Consider the following 628-nt stretch of genomic DNA (forward strand, 5'->3'; position numbering starts at 1 on the left):
AGGTGGGGGTCGCGGGTTCGAATCCCGTCTTCCGCTCCAACATTTTTATAAAGGCGGCATAGCCAAGCGGTAAGGCCAAGGTCTGCAAAACCTTTACCACCGGTTCGAGTCCGGTTGCCGCCTCCATATTATTTGCTTTGAGGACATGAATCATTCCATTTAGTGACTGCAGAATTTGTGGAATTTAGAAATGTGTAAATTATTATTTTGGAAAAATAATTCTTTGATAAATTCCTATTGATTTCGCAAGAAATCTTATGTTACATTATGAATCCGCCAGTAAACAAGGCGGCTCAAACAAACTGGTTTACATCTTCATCATTTTGAAGGGATAATATTTTTTCTTTTAAGATGTTGACTTATAAACGAGTAAATGATATGATTATTTAGCTGTCCGATACGACAGCAAAGTGAATTGATCTTTGAAAACTGAACAAAATAAACGTCAACGTTTTAAGAATTAAACTTCTATAGAAGATGCCCGTCATCTTTAATAGAAAAAAATGAGCAAGTCAAACACTTTTTGGAGAGTTTGATCCTGGCTCAGGACGAACGCTGGCGGCGTGCCTAATACATGCAAGTCGAGCGGACAGAAGGGAGCTTGCTCCCGGAAGTCAGCGGCGGACGG

Annotated in this window: 1 tRNA gene and 1 rRNA gene; both read left to right on the top strand. The window is 40.3% G+C overall.

The features are described 5' to 3' along the window. Positions 1–52 precede the first annotated feature (52 nt). Positions 53–126 (top strand) — tRNA-Cys (locus tag M3221_RS25530). Between the two features lie 394 nt (positions 127–520). Next, positions 521–628 (top strand): 16S ribosomal RNA (locus M3221_RS25535); the annotation flags it as partial.

It is taken from the genome of Domibacillus indicus, assembly GCF_023715895.1.
GTDB lineage: Bacteria > Bacillota > Bacilli > Bacillales > Domibacillaceae > Domibacillus > Domibacillus indicus_A.